This window comes from Mesorhizobium waimense (assembly GCF_003601975.1).
In the GTDB taxonomy this organism is placed as follows: Bacteria; Pseudomonadota; Alphaproteobacteria; order Rhizobiales; family Rhizobiaceae; genus Mesorhizobium; species Mesorhizobium waimense.
Genome location: NZ_QZWZ01000008.1, coordinates 73,116 through 87,179, shown reverse-complemented (window position 1 = coordinate 87,179; position 14,064 = coordinate 73,116). Strand labels below are relative to the sequence as shown.

Genomic DNA, 14,064 nt, shown 5'->3' with positions numbered 1-14,064 from the left:
TCCGGTTCCCATCCGGATATCGGCCCTGTAAACCGCGCAGCACGGTTCGCACTTGCGGAGGTTCGTCTTGTCCGATTTCGTCAGCGTTGCAAAGCACGGTGGCGTCGCGGTTGTCACCATCGACAATCCGCCGGTCAACGCCATGAGCTTCCATGTGCGCGAGCCGCTGCACCAGGCGCTGGCCGTGCTGCGCGACGAGCCTTCGGTCGCGGCCATCGTGATTGCCTGCGCCGGGCGAACCTTCGTCGCCGGCGCCGACATCACCGAATTCGGCAAACCGGTGCAGCAGCCGGAACTGCGCGCCGTCATCGCGCTGCTGGAGACGATCGCCAAGCCGACGGTTGCCGCCATCCACGGCACCGCGCTTGGCGGCGGGCTGGAACTGGCCCTCGGCTGCCATTTTCGCGTCGCAGGTGCTCGGGCCAAACTCGGCCTGCCCGAGGTGAAACTTGGCCTGTTGCCAGGTGGCGGCGGCACGGTGCGGCTGCCGCGCCTCATCGGCGTGGAGAAGGCGCTTGGCATGATCGTCTCGGGGACGCCGATCGGTGCTACCGAGGCGCTCGAGGCTGGTCTGGTTGACGCGGTTTTGGACGGCGATCTTCTTGCGCGAGCAGTTCGTTTCGCAAGCGAAATGGCCGCTCGCGGCGGGCCGTTCACGCCAGTGCGCGACCGCAATGATCGTCTCGCGGTGGCCGATCTCGCCGCCTTCGACAGGCAGGCGGCGGAGTTGGCCAAGAAGGCGCGCGGCCATGAAGCCCCAATCGCCTGCGCTGAGGCGGTCCGCGGCGCAATTTCGCTGTCCTTCGACGAAGCGCTGGCGGCGGAGCGCGAACTGTTCCTGAAACTCGTCGCCGGTGATCAGGCGCGCGCGCAGCGGCATCTGTTTTTCGCCGAACGTGAGGCGGCAAAGGTTCCTGGCAAGGATCTCTCACGGCGGAAGATCGCGCGAGTCGGCGTCATCGGCGCCGGCACGATGGGCGGCGGCATTGCCATGGCCTTCGCCAATGGCGGTTTTCCCGTGACCTTGCTCGAAACCAGCCAGGAAGCATTGCAGCGCGGGCTGACGACCATCGACAGGAATTATGCTGTTTCGGTCAGCCGTGGCTCGCTGACCGAAGCCGCAAGACAACAGCGGCTCGGCCTGTTCAAGGGCAGCACCGACTATGCCGACCTTGCCGATTGCGACCTGATCGTCGAGGCGGTGTTCGAGGAGATGGCGGTCAAGCAGGAAGTGTTCGGCAAGCTCGACGCCGTGGCCAAGCCCGGCGCGATCCTCGCCACCAACACCTCCTATCTCGACGTCAACGCCATCGCCGCCTCTACGTCGCGGCCGCAGGATGTCGTTGGCCTGCATTTCTTCTCGCCGGCCAATGTCATGAAGCTCTTGGAAATCGTTCGCGCCGAAAAAACCGCGCCTGACGCGCTGGCGACCGTCGTCGAGCTGGCGCGGCGCATCGGCAAGGTGCCTGTCGTTGTCGGCGTCTGCCACGGCTTCGTCGGCAACCGCATGCTGGCCGCGCGGGGCGCCGAATCCGAAGCGCTGCTGTTCGAAGGCGCGACGCCCAGCCAGATCGACAAGGCGTTCACCGAGTTCGGCTGGCCGATGGGGCCGTTCCAGATGGGCGATCTCGCCGGCCTCGACATAGGCTGGCGCAACCGCAAGGCGCGCGGGCTGACGGCCGTGATCGCCGACACGCTGTGCGAACAGGGACGTTTCGGCCAGAAGACCGGCAGCGGTTTTTATCGCTACGAGAACGGTTTTCGCACACCGGTTCCCGACCCGGAGGTTGAAGCGCTGATCCGCGCCAAGGCGGCCGAAAAAGGCATCGCGCGGCGCGCGATCGACGCAGACGAGATCATCGAACGCACGCTCTATCCGCTGGTCAACGAAGGGGCCAAGATCCTCGAGGAAAAGATCGCGGCCCGCGCGTCCGACATCGATGTCGTCTGGGTCAATGGCTACGGTTTTCCGGTCGGCAAGGGCGGGCCGATGTTCTGGGCCGGGCTAGAGGGGGCGGGGAAGATCGTCGAGCGCCTCGACCATTGGCACGAGCGGACCGCCAGGCCGATCTTCCAGCCGGCGCCGCTGCTGAGGCGGATGGCGGAAACCGGCACCTGGGAGGCTGCGGTCGGCGGATAGTCTATTCTGGCGGTACCTTGGGGCAGCAGGCTTCAGATAATGCCATGCTTTCTCAAAAGCGCCTGTTCATCGCCTGATATCCATCCAAACACCTTTGGTTCCCCATCCAGTTTCTGCACGAGATAATGGACATCAAAATCTATCGCGACGTCGGCCTGATCCTGCCTGGCATAGGTCGCCGTCCCAGGCGACATGGGCTACACAATGATGCTCGTTCAGGGGTGAGAGGGCGACATTGCGTATCCGCATTTCCTTCGTTCCTATCTCCCGATAATGCGCATAGCCTTGCACCATGACTTGCTTGAACTGATCGTCGTTCGTTCCTGTCATTACTCCGGCAGGCGAGGCCGCTGTGAAGTCGGAAGCATAAAGCGATGCGACTTCATCCATGTCCATGTCGCCGCCGAGCGGCTGTTTGAAAATGCGCTCGTATCGCTCGAACAGCTTCCTGACGCTGGTTTCCATCATCTCCTCTCCAAATGCGGCCATGTCCTGCACTACCGCAAATTTGACCACGTGGACAAAACTCGGGCGCCGTTCCATAGTTCCCTGTCTACATTCCTGAGAACAGCCGGCTCGACACGGCTGTCAACCAGAGGGGCACTTCCATGAAAAACGACAACAGCAGAATCCAATCGAAACGCGGTGGCCTGTCGCGCCGCAACGTGCTGGAACTCGGCGCGCTTGGCCTGGCTGCCACAATGCTGCCGGGCAATGCCTTCGCCCAGGACAAGCTGAAGGTGGCGGCGATCTTCGCCACGCCGATCGAGGAGCCGTGGGACAACCAGATCCACGTCGCCTTGCAGAAGGCCGAGAAAGAGCTCGGCATCGAATACAAATGGTCGGAAAAGGTGCAGACCGCCGACTTCAGCCGCGTCATGCGCGAATATGCGCAAGGCGGCTACCAGCTGGTTCTGGGCGACGCCTTCGCGGCCGAGCGTGAATCGCGCCGCACCGCAAAGCAGTTCCCGAAGACGGCCTGGCTGTTCGGCTCGGGCGCCGGACCGGCGGAGCCGAATTTCGGCGTCTTCGACAACTGGATCCACGAGCCGGCCTATCTCTCCGGCCTGATCGCCGGCAAGATGTCGAAATCGGGCACGATCGGCGCCGTGGCGGCGATGGGCATTCCGGAAGTGAACCGGCTGGTCAACGCCTTCTTTGCCGGCGCCAGGGAGGTCAATCCGAACATCAAGAAGAAGGTCGCCTTCATCGGCTCGTTCTTCGATCCGCCGAAGGCGAAGGAAGCCGCGATCGCCCAGATCGACGCCGGCGTCGACGTGATCTATGCCGAGCGCTTCGGCGTCATCGAAGCCGCGGTGGAGAAGAAGATCCTCGCCATCTCCAACATGTCCGACCAGTCGAGCCTCGGCCCCGACACGGTGATCACCGGGCCGGTCTGGAACATGTATCCGACCGTCGAACAGGCGATCAAGCTGGTCAAGGCCGGCGTTTTCACCGCGCAGGACTATGGTGATTTCTCGCGCATGGCCAAGGGTGGTTCCTCTTTGGCGCCGTACCACAAATTTGACAAGACGCTGCCGGCGGACGTCAAGGATCTGGTCGAAAAGAAGAAGGCCGAAATCCTCGAAGGCAATTTCCGCGTCGACGTGGACGAAAACACGCCGGTTTCGGATTGAGTTCTGTCTTGGGAGGCGGGTGGCTGCCCGCCCCCTCTGTCCTGCCGGACATCTCCCCCTCAAAGGGGGGAGATCGGCAGTTCCCCTGACGGCTCCGACCGGGACAAAGATGGAAAATTGGCAAAGCCAACGTGATATCCCATCTCTCCCCCGGCAGGCCAGAGGGGGGTGCAGCGCATTCCCATCAGTAAAAGCTGAATCATAAAGCTAATTCAGATCGGAGCACCCTTGTCCGCCCCTCTCATCGAAATGCGCGGCATCACCAAGAGCTTCGGCGCCGTCAAGGCGAACGAGGCCGTGGATCTCAGCGTCGCGCCGGGCGAAATCCTCGGCCTGCTTGGCGAAAACGGTGCTGGCAAGACGACGCTGATGAATGTGCTGTTCGGCGCCTATGCGCCGGATGCCGGCGAGATCCTTATCCAGGGCCAGCCGGTGCGGATCAACAGCTCGGCCGATGCACTGGCCGCCGGCATCGGCATGGTGCACCAGCATTTTCACCTCGCGCCGCGGCTGTCGGTGCTGGAGAACCTATTGATCGGCATTGCCGGCAAGTCCGGCCGCATCGACCGCGCCGGCGGGCTGGCGCGGCTCAACGAAATCAGCCGGCAGCACGGACTGATGCTCGATCCGGACCTTCCGGTGTCGGCTTTGTCGGTCGGCGAGCAGCAGCGGCTTGAAATCGTCAAGGCGCTGTTTCGCGGCGCCAGGCTCTTGATCCTCGACGAACCGACAGCGGTGCTGGCGCCGACGGAGGTCGACGGGTTGTTTTCGGCATTGCGGTCGATGGCGCTGCAGGGTCTCGGCATCATCTTCATCTCGCACAAGCTCAACGAAGTCAGGGCGCTGACGCATCGCTGCGTGGTATTGCGGCACGGCCGCGTCGCCGGGCGCGTCGATACGCCTGCCACGACCACTTCATCCGAGATGGCGCAACTGATGTGCGGCCACGAGATCGTTCCGCCGGCGCGGGGACCGTCGACGCCGGGTGTGGCGGTGCTGACGCTGCAGGGCATCTCGACGTCGCATCATTCGGGCATGGCGCTGCGCGATGTCTCGCTCTCGGTCAGGGCCAGCGAGATCCTCGGCATTGCCGGCGTCTCCGGCAACGGCCAGCGGGCGTTGGCCGATGTGATCTCCGGCGTGCTCGCACCCGATGCCGGCCAGATGACGATAGCCGGCAAATCAGTCTCGCGGTTCTCGCCGCGCGAGGTGCAGGCGCTTGGGCTCGGACGCATCCCGGAAGATCGCATGACGACCGGGCTGGTCACCAATCTGCCGCTCGCCGATTCCATGGTGCTGCCACGCATCGGCACCGAGGCCTTCAGCCGCAAAGGGCTGCTGAGACCCGACGCGATCCGCGCCTTCGCCGAAGAGCAGATCAAGGCCTATGACATTCGTTGCCCCGGACCGATGACACGCGCCGGGGCACTGTCCGGCGGCAATCTGCAGAAGGCGCTGTTGGCGCGCGAGCTTGCCTTCGACCCAAGAGTGCTGATCGTGTCGCAACCGACACGCGGCCTCGACATTGGTGCTGCCCGCTTCATCCACGAAAAGTTCCTCGACATGCGGGCCAAAGGCTGCGGCATCATCGTCATCGGCGAGGATCTCGAGGAGTTGCTGATGCTCTGCGACCGCATCGCGGTGATGTATGAGGGCCGCATCGCCGGCACGCTGGACAGCGCGGACGCTACCGTTGCAAAGTTCGGCTTGATGATGACCGGGGCCGGGCAGGCAGACGAGGCCGCCTGATGTTTCGCCTCGAAGCCCGCACCTCGACGCCCGCCTGGTTCAATCTGGCCCTGCCGCTGCTGGCTATCGGGGCGACGCTCATCCTGTGCAGCGGCCTCATCGCGCTGGCCGGCGCTGGCATCGTCGAAGCCTATGGCGTGATGTTTTCGGCTTCGCTCGGCGACACCTACGCCATCACCGAAACGCTGGTTCGGGCAACGCCGATGATCTTCACCGGACTTGCCGTTGCCGTCGCCTTCCGGGCAAAGTTCTGGAATATTGGTGCTGAAGGGCAACTGCTGGCCGGTGCGGTGGCAAGCTGCGCCGTCGGTGCCATCCCGATGCCGGGGCTGCTCGCCATGTTCCTGATGGCGCTGGCAGGGGCTGCCGCTGGTGCCGCAGTGGCGCTGGTGCCGGCGACGCTCAGGGTGAAATTCAAGGTCGACGACGTGGTCAGCTCGCTGCTGCTCAACTCGGTCATCTTCTACGCGCTGATGGCGCTGATCGAGGGGCCGTGGAAGGACAGTTTCAGCGGCTATCCGATCTCGCCGCCGATCGAGGATTCGGCGAGCTTCCCGGTGCTGCTCGAAGGCACCAGGCTGCATCTCGGCGTGGTGGCGGCGCTGATCGCGGCACCCTTGATCTGGTTCCTGATCGTGCGCACGACGCTCGGCTTCCGGATCAGGGTCACCGGCGAAAACGCCGAAGCGGCGCGCTATAGCGGTATCAACGTCCAGCGCGTGCTGATCTCGACGGCGCTGCTCTCCGGCGCGTTGGCCGGGCTTGCCGGGGTCGGCGAGGTCGGCGGCGTGCATTTCCAGGTGATGAGCGACATCTCGCCAGGCTATGGCTATTCCGGCATCGTCGTCGCCATGCTGGCCAGGCTCAATCCGCTCGGCGTGGTGCCGGCGGCGATCTTTCTGGCCGCCGTCATGACCGGCGCCGAGGCGATGTCGCGGGCGACCGGCGTGCCGGCTTTCCTCAGCGATGTCATCCAGGGCACGGCGCTGCTTGCCATGCTGGTGGCGCTGCTGTTCACCGCCTATCGCATCCGCCGCGTCGGAGCTGCCCGATGAGCGCGCTGTTCGAACAGATCCTTCAGGTCGGCTTCCTCGCCGCGATCATTCGCATCGCCACGCCGCTGGCCTTTGCGACGCTCGGCGAAATGTTTTCCGAGCGGGCGGGTGTGCTCAATCTCGGTATCGAGGGCATCATGCTGCTGTCGGCGATGACCGGCTTCACCGCTGCCAGTCTGAGCGGCAGCCTTTGGCTCGGCGTACTCGTGGCCGTTCTCACCGGCGCGCTGATGGGGGCGCTGCATGCGCTGTTCACGGTGGCGCTCGGCCTCAGCCAGCATGTCTGCGGCATCGGCGTCACGCTGTTCTGTTCAGGGCTTGCCTATTTCCTCTACCGGCTGATCTTCGGCCAGCAGTCGGTGCCGCCCAACATCAAGGGTTTTCAGACACTGCCAATCCCGGTTCTCTCGGACATCCCGGTGCTCGGGCCGGCGGTGTTCAACCAGTTTTCGCTGGTCTACATGGCGATCATCGCCATCCCACTTGCCGCCTTCGTGCTCTACCGCACGCCATGGGGCCTGTCGGTGCGCATGGTCGGCGAAAACCCGCGCGCCGCCGACTCGGCCGGCGTCGGCGTCATTGCCACGCGTTTCCAGGCTGTCATTCTTGGCGGCGCCTTAATGGGCTTGGCCGGCGCTTTCCTGTCGATGGCGCAGTTCAACGCCTTCACCTTCGGCGTTGTGTCCGGGCGCGGCTGGGTGGCGATCGCGCTGGTGGTGTTCGGCCGCTGGGACCCGTGGCGGTCTGCCGGTGCGGCGCTGCTGTTCGCCTTCGTCGATGCCTTGCAACTGCGCATGCAGGCCAGCGGCCTGGGGCACATTCCTTATGAGGCTTTCCTGATGTTGCCCTTCATCTTCACCATCGTCGCGATGGCGGTGATGTCGCGCAACGCGGTGGCACCCTCGGCGCTGCTGAAGCCGTTTCGACGCGAGGAGCGCTGACAGCCAGAGTGGCTGTCAGCGTCCCGCTTCTCACATCGCGGTAAAGCCGTTGTCGACGAACAGATGCGCGCCGGTGACGAAGCTTGACTCGTCGCTGGCCAGATACAGCGCGGCCCTCGCCACTTCTTCCGGCTCGCCGATGCGGCCCTGCTGCGCGGCAAGTGCTGCATCCGAAACATCGACGCCAAGTTTCCCCAGATCGGCGACCTCGCGCATCCCGTGCGGCGTGCGGATGAAGCCGGGGCAGACCGCGTTGCAGCGGATGTTGCGGTCGCGGAACTCGACGGCAATGGCGCGCGCGAACATGTGGCAGGCGCCCTTGGTGGTGTCGTAGAGCACTTCCATCGGCGTCGCCGCCACCGCCCAGATCGACGAGGTGCAGACGATCGAGCCGCCGCCGGCGGCGATCATGCCGGGCAGCACGGCGCGCGTCATCAGGAACATCGAGCGCACATTGACGGCATGCAGCCAGTCCCATTCCTTAACTGTCGTCTCCAGGAAGGGCTTTATCACGATGGTTCCGGCATGGTTGAACAGGACGGTGACCGGACCGAGTTTTTCGCTCGCGCCCTTCACCGCGGCCTCGACCTGCGCTTCGTCAGAAACGTCGGCGACGAAATGCTCGGCGACATGGCCGCGCGCCCGGATCGCCGCGGCTGTGGCGGCGGCGGCCTCGCCGTTGCGGTCGATGATCGCCACCTTGGCGCCTTCCGCCGCGAACAGCTCCGAGGCCGCACCACCCATTCCGGTCGCACCGCCTGAAACGATGGCAACCTTGCCCGCCAGTCTTTCGCCCATGCTTTTTCTCCCATGCCCCGGTTTGGTCGTTTCACATTGCCGTCTGCGACGATGCTATCCTTCAAGGGTCGGATGGCCAATGCATGAAACAGGGCAGAAAGGCGAGCGTATAAGCCGTTCGAGGTCACAAGCGCATGCCGCCCGCTTCGACCGATCGATCAATCACGCAGCGCTCAGCAAAGCGGAACCAATTTTCCCGCCAATTGGAGAAAATCGTTCCAACAATCGCTGAAAAATAGCACTCGACAAAGTCTACTGATTTTATAGATTAACCGGCGAGACGGAGGTCGATATGTCCTATATCCAGAACGCTCGGACTGATCGCAACGGCCAGAGGCTGACCAATGGCCAGGCCTTTCGCCCGGCCTATGCGGGCGCCTTCGCCTATCTCGTCTTCGCCCTTGCGTTCGTGTTCACCGGGGCGGTCGTTCTCGGCCTTATTCCCTGAGTTACGGGTGGCGGCCTACCGCCTTCAGGCAACCGGAGTTTGAAAGAACCCTAATCGCGGTGCGCATTCGTGCGCCAAGGTGATGCGGATTTCGGATTCGCCGCATCAGCGGCTCCCAACGTGATGGAGGAGATGGCAATGCCGATCGAGTTCACGCATGTTCCCGGTAAAACACAGGACGCCAGCTTTTTCTATGATTTCGTCGAGACCGCGACAAAACTGTCGCTGATCGAGGATGCCGGCTTCAGGAAGATCGTCGTCGACGATTCGGCCGGACTGCTGACCAATATGGACATTGCAGCCCAGACGCTGGACCGCACCTCGTCGCTGGAAGTGGTGCTGACACATTGGGCCGGGGTGATCGAACCGACCGTGGCGGCGCGGCAGCTGGCGGCGCTCGATGCCAAGAGCGGCGGGCGGCTGTCACTGAGGATGCTCAGCGAGCCGCTCAGCGACGACGATGCCGAGGCGCGTCCGGTCGGCCACACTGTGGTCTGGCAGCGGATCGATGAATATCTGGTGCTGTTGAAGCGGCTGTGGTCGAACGACAAGCCCTTCGATCATGAAGGCGCCTTCTACAGTGTGAAAGACGGCTACGTGCCGCGCAAGGGGCCGCACGGCGTGACCATCCGCATGGGCGGACAGTCCGGAACGGCGCTCAAGGTCGCCGGTCGGCATGCGGATGTCTTCGAATTGGCCGCCGGTTCGCTGGACGAGGTTAGGCAGCTGATGCAGCGGGTGCGCAGCGCTGCTGCCGAACACGGCCGCGCCGGCAAGGTGCGATTCGCGCTGCCGGTTCGCATCCGTTTCGAAGGCAAGGCAGCCGCCACCGACCACAAGGCGATCGAGGTTTCAGGGCTGCCGGGGCAGATCGTGCTGTCGCTGCTGCCCTATGCGGCCCTGGGTGTAAATGAGTTCATGATCGCCGGCATCGACCGGCCGCGCGAAATCGCGACTGTGGGCCGGGAAACGGTGACGCTGCTCGGCAATACGATGGCGCGCCGAGAGGCCGAGGTGGTGCTGCCGGAGGCTTTTGTATCCCGCGCCGTCCCGGATATTCGCGCGGCGGGGTGAGTCCCTCTCTCAGACGCTTTGGCCTGCCTTGCCGTCGAGGCGCGACAAGGCGTCGATAACGGCACTCGCGTCTGCCAGCGCCCCAAAGACACCATCCTCCACCGTGACCATGTGCAGTGCCGCCTCATGCGCGTATCTGTCGCCGCTGGCGCAGGCGTCCGAAATCGTCAGGCACTGGAAATTCCGGTCGCAGGCCTCGCGCAGCGTGGTGTGCACGCAGACATCGGTCGTGCATCCCGAAAACAGCAGATGCGTGATGCCCTGCGAGCGCAGGACAAGTTCGAGATCGGTGTAAGTGAAGGCGCCGTTGCAGGTCTTGTCGACGATGATGTCCTGAGGCGCGACGTCGATCTCGGGCACGATCTGAAAACCGGAACCGGACCGCAGCAGGATGTCGGTGCCGTCGAGGCCGGCGCGCTTGCGGCGCCATTTTTCGTAAGGCGTCATGTCGGCCATATCTGCCCGGTAGCCCTGCCTGGTGTGGATGATCCTGAGGCCAGCCGCCCGTGCTGCCGCGATCAGCCGGCCAACCGTCGGCAAGATGGCGCGCAGCGGGGCCGGGTCGTAACCCTGTTTGGCAAAATAGCCTGTCGTCGACAGGAAATCCTGTTGCAGGTCGATGACGACGAGCGCGGTGTTTTCCGGCACCAGCCTGCCGTCATAGGGGAAATCGAACGGTGTCGCCTTGATCATAGGGGCTCCTGGTTTTCCCCATCCTAGCCTGTCGTACGCACGGCCGGAAATCGGCTTGCTTCGGAGAGAAGACCGGGCTGCCACTGCCAACGGCGCATCGCGGATTCGGCACGGTTGCGCGCGTCACGACATTTTTGTTGATTCAAAAAGTCATCTTCAGAGTTGACTAGTAAACTCATGTTTCATAGTCAACCGGCAATGGTTGCCGGGAACCGGATTCAGGGACCTGCGCATGCCGGAGTTGCAGAAAGGCCGAAAGCGTGGCTGGAGTTCAGACTGCCTTCCGTATCGACGCGGTGCGTTTCGCCGTCGGCGAGCGGACCCTGCTCGGCCCGGTCACGCTCGAACTCGAGCGTTCGCGCGTCTACGGGCTGATCGGCCACAATGGGTCAGGCAAGTCGACGCTCATCAAGCTTCTGGCGCGCCAGCAGCCGGCAAGTGCTGGTGCCATCAGTTTCGCCGAGCGGCCACTCGCCGGATGGGGCGCCCGCGAATTGGCGCGTGCGCTGGCCTACCTGCCGCAGACGACGCCGGCGGCGACCGGCCTCACCGTGCGCGAACTGGCGACGCTCGGGCGCTATCCCTGGCATGGCGCGCTCGGCCGCTTCGGCCATCAGGACAAGCGGCATGTCGAGGAGGCGCTGGCGCTGACCGACATGGCCGGTTTCGCCGACCGCCTGGTGGACGAACTCTCCGGCGGCGAGCGCCAGCGGGCGTGGCTCGCCATGCTGGTGGCGCAGAATGCCGGCGTCATGCTGCTCGACGAGCCGATCTCGGCGCTCGACATCGCGCATCAGGTCGAAGTGCTGCGTCTCGTCAAGGATCTCAGCCGCAAACGCGACCTCTGCGTCGTCGTCGTGCTGCACGATCCCAACATGGCGGCGCGCTACTGCGACGAGCTGATCGCGCTGAAGGACGGCAGGCTGCTGACCCGCGGCACGCCCGGCGAGATCATGCAGGGCGACGTGCTCAAGGGCATTTTCGGGGTCGAGATGGGGGTGTTTGCGCATCCCGTCACCGGCCAGCCGATCGGTTACGTGCAATGACAAAGCGAGGACGAAGCGTGTCCAGAAACGGTCTCTTTGCGGCGCTGGCCGCATCGCTCATCCTGTCGGCAGGGGCCGTCGCGGCACAGGAACAGCCGGCAACACCAGCTCCAGCAGTGCAGGCGCCGGTAACGCAAGCGCCAGCGGCACAAGCACCCTCCGCGCCCGCTGCAAATGCGCCGGCCGCAGCCGCGCCGGCAGAATCGCAGCCGGGCGTTCAGCCGGCACCGTCCGCCGCCGCAGGAGCCGAGCCGTCGACGGCGATCTCGCTGACGCTGCCGCACGATTTGTCGCCCTGGGGCATGTTCATGGCCGCCGACATTATCGTCAAAGCGGTGATGATCGGGCTTGCCTTCGCATCTTTTGTCACCTGGACGATCTGGCTGGCCAAGTCGCTGGAGATTTTTGGCGGCAAGCTGCGTGCCCGCCGCGCGGCCAACGCCATCGGCAATGCCGCGACGCTGATGCAGGCCGGGCGCGCGCTCGGCCACAACAATGGCCCCGGCGCCCTTCTGGTGCGGGCGGCCGAGGAAGAGGCGGCGCTTTCAGCCGGCGCGCTCAATCACGTCTCGGGCGAGGGCCTGAAGGAGCGCGTCACGTCGCGCCTGGCGCGCATCGAGGCGGCCGCGGCGCGGCGCATGTCGCGCGGCACCGGCCTGCTGGCGACGATCGGTTCTACCGCGCCGTTCGTCGGCCTGTTCGGCACGGTCTGGGGCATCATGAACGCCTTCATCGGTATCTCGCAGGCGCAGACCACCAATCTGGCGGTGGTGGCGCCCGGCATCGCCGAGGCGCTGCTGGCCACCGCCATGGGCCTGGTCGCGGCGATCCCGGCGGTGGTCATCTACAACGTCTTTGCGCGATCGATAGCCGGCTACCGGCAGATCCTTGCCGATGCCTCGGCCGGAGTCGAGCGGCTGGTCAGCCGCGACCTCGATTTCCGCACGGTGCCGCCGGCAAGTGCCATGGCAGCGGAGTAAGCAGCCATGGCGGCTAGAATTCGCGAAACGGCAGTCGACGATCTCGAGGAAAGCCACGAGATCAACGTCACGCCGTTCATCGACGTCATCCTGGTGCTGCTGATCATTTTCATGGTCGCGGCACCCTTGGCGACGGTCGATGTCAATGTCGACCTGCCGGGGTCGACGGCGACGCCGGCGCCGCGGCCCGAGACGCCAATCTTCCTGACGTTGAAAAGCGATCTCACCCTGGCCATCGGCAATGACAGCGTGCCGCGCCCCACCTTCGCCGCCGTGCTCGACGGCAGGACCAAGGGCGACAAGCAGACGCGCATCTTCCTGCGCGCAGACAAGACGGTCGGCTATGGCGACCTGATGGAGGTGATGAACCTCCTGCGCGGTGCCGGCTACCTCAAGATCGCGCTGGTCGGGCTGGAGACGCTGCCCGCCGCCGAAGCCACTGCGCCGGCCACGAGCGGAAGCCCTGCACCGGCGCCAAACGGCGGACCAATCCAATGACTGAAGCCGCCTTGCCCAGGATCGATCCGCCGCGCTCTGGCGTGCGCGCGGCTGGCCTGTGGGCAGGCGCGGCAGCCCTGGTCCTCATCGCGCATGTGGCGGTCGCTTATGCCGTGCAGAATTTCAGCCTGACCGAGATGGCCGATGGCGGACCGCCACCGGCGCTGGCGATCGAGATGTCGCCGATGGTGATGATGCCGACCGTGCAGGAAGAGACGCCGGTGTCGGATGTGGTGACGCCCGACCGAGCCGATCCGGTCGAAGAGACCATCGCAGAGGCGAAGCCGGTGACCGAGCCAGTGCCGGAACCGGCCGTGGAAGAAGCGGAGCCGGTCGCCGAACAGCCGGTCGAAGCCGAAGAGACCACGGTGCCTGAGCCGGCGGAGCCGACGGTTGCGGCTCTGAGCGAACAGCCGCCACCACTCGAAGAGGTCGTGCCTGACATCGTCGAGACGGTCGCGCCCGACGTGGTCATCCCGCTGCCGCAGCCGAAACCGGCCCAGACGGAAGTCAAGGCCAACAAGCCGGTCGAAGCGAAGAAGACGACGGAAAAGAAGCCTGTCGAAAAGCCGAAACAGCGCAAGAAGAAGCAGAAAGCGACACCGCCCAAGACGGTGACGACTGCCAGCATCGACGCCAAGGCGGCGGCCAAGGCCGCCGCGCCGCAATCGTCCAACGCGGCGCCGCGGTCGAGCGTCAGCCCGTCGCGGTGGAATGCCAGCCTGGCAGCGTGGATCCGGCGGCACACGCGCTACCCGAGCGCGGCAAAATCCAGACGGGCCGAAGGCACCCCGAGCGTGACCTTCATCGTCGACGCGTCCGGCGGGGTGGTCTCTGCTCGGCTTGCCCGCTCTTCGGGCGACGCCGATCTCGACAGCGCGGCGCTCAGCGCGCTGCAGGGCGCCACCGTGCCCACGCCGCCGGCGGAGCTCGGCGCGCGCGTTACCCGCACGGCGCCTTTCGTTTTCAGTCTGCGCGATTAGCTGGAAATCCCCCAGCCAGCCG

At 64.8% G+C, this 14,064-nt stretch carries 13 protein-coding genes and 1 pseudogene; 11 read left to right on the top strand and 3 right to left on the bottom strand.

Annotated elements, in window-relative coordinates; genetic code table 11:
- The first annotated feature begins 67 nt into the window (after nucleotides 1–67).
- A complete protein-coding gene (locus D3227_RS12415; RefSeq protein WP_120014406.1) occupies nucleotides 68–2,140 on the top strand; it encodes a 3-hydroxyacyl-CoA dehydrogenase NAD-binding domain-containing protein in 2,073 nt (690 codons plus the stop codon).
- Between the two features lie 32 nt (nucleotides 2,141–2,172).
- On the opposite strand, the pseudogene D3227_RS12410 reads toward D3227_RS12415, so the two are convergent.
- Nucleotides 2,173–2,605, bottom strand: a pseudogene (locus D3227_RS12410) (nuclear transport factor 2 family protein).
- 143 nt (nucleotides 2,606–2,748) lie between these two features.
- Between D3227_RS12410 and D3227_RS12405 the strand changes: the two are divergent.
- From D3227_RS12405 to D3227_RS12390, 4 genes are all read left to right on the top strand, one after another.
- Nucleotides 2,749–3,777 (top strand): BMP family protein, encoded by a 1,029-nt coding sequence (locus tag D3227_RS12405; RefSeq protein WP_120014405.1) that lies wholly within the window; start codon nucleotides 2,749–2,751, stop codon nucleotides 3,775–3,777.
- 228 nt (nucleotides 3,778–4,005) lie between these two features.
- Nucleotides 4,006–5,526 carry an ABC transporter ATP-binding protein gene (locus tag D3227_RS12400; RefSeq protein WP_120014404.1) on the top strand — a complete coding sequence of 507 codons (1,521 nt, stop codon included), beginning with the start codon at nucleotides 4,006–4,008 and terminating at the stop codon, nucleotides 5,524–5,526.
- Entirely contained in the window at nucleotides 5,526–6,581 is a 1,056-nt protein-coding gene (locus D3227_RS12395) for an ABC transporter permease (protein ID WP_120014403.1), read from the top strand. Before D3227_RS12400 ends, D3227_RS12395 begins: the two co-directional genes overlap by 1 nt.
- Nucleotides 6,578–7,522, top strand: coding sequence for an ABC transporter permease (locus tag D3227_RS12390; protein WP_120014402.1), 945 nt, complete (start codon nucleotides 6,578–6,580; stop codon nucleotides 7,520–7,522). Before D3227_RS12395 ends, D3227_RS12390 begins: the two co-directional genes overlap by 4 nt.
- 30 nt (nucleotides 7,523–7,552) lie before the next feature.
- On the opposite strand, the gene D3227_RS12385 is transcribed toward D3227_RS12390, so the two are convergent.
- On the bottom strand, nucleotides 7,553–8,320 hold the full coding sequence (locus tag D3227_RS12385) for an SDR family NAD(P)-dependent oxidoreductase (protein WP_120014401.1): 768 nt from the start codon (nucleotides 8,318–8,320) through the stop codon (nucleotides 7,553–7,555).
- Nucleotides 8,321–8,612: 292 nt separating this feature from the next.
- On the opposite strand from D3227_RS12385, the gene D3227_RS12380 reads away from it, so the two are divergent.
- Together D3227_RS12380 and D3227_RS12375 are read left to right on the top strand one after the other, a co-directional pair.
- The gene (locus D3227_RS12380; protein WP_120014400.1) at nucleotides 8,613–8,768 is read left to right on the top strand and encodes a hypothetical protein; all 156 of its coding nucleotides are present in this window, start codon (nucleotides 8,613–8,615) and stop codon (nucleotides 8,766–8,768) included.
- A gap of 138 nt (nucleotides 8,769–8,906) precedes the next feature.
- Nucleotides 8,907–9,842, top strand: a complete 936-nt coding sequence (locus D3227_RS12375; protein WP_120014553.1) for an LLM class flavin-dependent oxidoreductase — start codon at nucleotides 8,907–8,909, stop codon at nucleotides 9,840–9,842.
- Nucleotides 9,843–9,851: 9 nt separating this feature from the next.
- Here D3227_RS12375 and D3227_RS12370 read toward each other — a convergent pair whose 3' ends face one another.
- Complete coding sequence (locus D3227_RS12370) at nucleotides 9,852–10,535, bottom strand: cysteine hydrolase family protein (protein ID WP_120014399.1); 684 nt, start codon at nucleotides 10,533–10,535, stop codon at nucleotides 9,852–9,854.
- 260 nt (nucleotides 10,536–10,795) lie between these two features.
- Between D3227_RS12370 and D3227_RS12365 the strand changes: the two genes are divergently transcribed.
- Genes D3227_RS12365 through D3227_RS12350 form a run of 4 tightly spaced genes read left to right on the top strand, consistent with a single transcriptional unit; the run spans nucleotide 10,796 to nucleotide 14,042 of the window.
- Nucleotides 10,796–11,581 carry an ATP-binding cassette domain-containing protein gene (locus D3227_RS12365; RefSeq protein WP_120014398.1) on the top strand — a complete coding sequence of 262 codons (786 nt, stop codon included), beginning with the start codon at nucleotides 10,796–10,798 and terminating at the stop codon, nucleotides 11,579–11,581.
- Between the two features lie 17 nt (nucleotides 11,582–11,598).
- Nucleotides 11,599–12,561, top strand: a complete 963-nt coding sequence (gene exbB / locus D3227_RS12360; RefSeq protein WP_120014397.1) for a tonB-system energizer ExbB — start codon at nucleotides 11,599–11,601, stop codon at nucleotides 12,559–12,561.
- Nucleotides 12,562–12,567: 6 nt separating this feature from the next.
- Nucleotides 12,568–13,059, top strand: coding sequence for a TonB system transport protein ExbD (gene exbD, locus D3227_RS12355; protein ID WP_120014396.1), 492 nt, complete (start codon nucleotides 12,568–12,570; stop codon nucleotides 13,057–13,059).
- A complete protein-coding gene (locus tag D3227_RS12350; protein WP_120014395.1) occupies nucleotides 13,056–14,042 on the top strand; it encodes a TonB family protein in 987 nt (328 codons plus the stop codon). The genes exbD and D3227_RS12350 overlap by 4 nt, the downstream gene beginning before the upstream one ends.
- Nucleotides 14,043–14,064: the final 22 nt, after the last annotated feature.

Excerpts from the sequence above, each read along its gene's own strand:
- D3227_RS12380 (WP_120014400.1), top strand. The coding sequence starts at position 8,613 with ATGTCCTATATCCAGAACGCTCGGACTGATCGCAACGGCCAGAGGCTG.
- D3227_RS12395 (WP_120014403.1), top strand. The coding sequence starts at position 5,526 with ATGTTTCGCCTCGAAGCCCGCACCTCGACGCCCGCCTGGTTCAATCTG.
- D3227_RS12375 (WP_120014553.1), top strand. The coding sequence starts at position 8,907 with ATGCCGATCGAGTTCACGCATGTTCCCGGTAAAACACAGGACGCCAGC.
- D3227_RS12385 (WP_120014401.1), bottom strand. The coding sequence starts at position 8,320 with ATGGGCGAAAGACTGGCGGGCAAGGTTGCCATCGTTTCAGGCGGTGCG.
- D3227_RS12370 (WP_120014399.1), bottom strand. The coding sequence starts at position 10,535 with ATGATCAAGGCGACACCGTTCGATTTCCCCTATGACGGCAGGCTGGTG.
- D3227_RS12405 (WP_120014405.1), top strand. The coding sequence starts at position 2,749 with ATGAAAAACGACAACAGCAGAATCCAATCGAAACGCGGTGGCCTGTCG.
- D3227_RS12390 (WP_120014402.1), top strand. The coding sequence starts at position 6,578 with ATGAGCGCGCTGTTCGAACAGATCCTTCAGGTCGGCTTCCTCGCCGCG.
- D3227_RS12350 (WP_120014395.1), top strand. The coding sequence starts at position 13,056 with ATGACTGAAGCCGCCTTGCCCAGGATCGATCCGCCGCGCTCTGGCGTG.
- exbD (WP_120014396.1), top strand. The coding sequence starts at position 12,568 with ATGGCGGCTAGAATTCGCGAAACGGCAGTCGACGATCTCGAGGAAAGC.